An 822-nucleotide genomic window follows, 5' to 3' on the forward strand; every position below is an offset into this window, starting at 1 on the left:
CAAATGTTCTGTGATGCAAAACAAATTTTGAACCAAAATGGCAAGTTACTCGTCATAGGAAACCGTCACCTCGGCTACGATGCCAAGTTGAAACGTCTGTTTGGCGATAAAAATGTGAAACTCATCGCTTCTAACAATAAGTTCTTGATTTTACAGGCAACAAAAAATCCTGCTAAATTAAGCGCAAAACAATAGAGCTCTCCGAGCAAAATGTTTACAAGGAACAATAAAATGAAAAAACTGTTACTCGCGGCTTCGGTTGCATTGCTTGCTGCATGTTCAGCACCACAACAACCGCAACTGAACCTAATGCCTGAAAGCACCTTGAGCACCAATCCTATTGTACAAGGCAAAACATACAGCTTGACCAGCAAAGACGTGCGCGCAGCGCAGTACGTAGCTTTGGTTGATAACGGTCGTTCAAACATTCTACCACTTCATGCGAAACAAAACTTACGCATTGCATTAGAAGAAGCTTTAGAGAAACAGTTCTCATCTCAAGGTTTTCACTCTGATTTAAACAGCAACAACGCAATTGAACTGAATGTTCAAGAAGCGTTAGTGAACGTCAAACATTCCGTGATGGAAAACCAAATGGATGCCAAAGTGATACTAGAGATCACAGCAGAAACACCACAAGGCAAATTGGTGAAAACCTATACAGGTACTGCAAAACGCTCTGGCACTTTAAGCGCTTCAGATTCTGATATTGAAGAAACACTGAATGATGTAGTGACGTTAACGCTTAAAGAAATTGCTAACGACCCTGAACTTCGTCAGTACATGCAGGAGCGTTTCTAATGTTACGCAAAGCGATTCTTT

Annotated in this window: 2 protein-coding genes; both read left to right on the plus strand. The window is 41.0% G+C overall.

Annotation, left to right across the window (positions count from 1 at the left end; all coding sequences use genetic code 11):
• A partial coding sequence (locus R7O13_RS25755; RefSeq protein WP_318305057.1) for a methyltransferase occupies positions 1 to 195 on the plus strand: 195 nt, incomplete at its 5' end.
• Positions 196 to 231: 36 nt separating this feature from the next.
• Positions 232 to 801, plus strand: coding sequence for a YajG family lipoprotein (locus R7O13_RS25760; protein WP_005456550.1), 570 nt, complete (start codon positions 232 to 234; stop codon positions 799 to 801).
• Positions 802 to 822: the final 21 nt, after the last annotated feature.

This window comes from Vibrio sp. Y176 (genome assembly GCF_033438945.1).

Excerpts from the sequence above, each read along its gene's own strand:
- R7O13_RS25760 (WP_005456550.1), top strand. The coding sequence starts at position 232 with ATGAAAAAACTGTTACTCGCGGCTTCGGTTGCATTGCTTGCTGCATGT.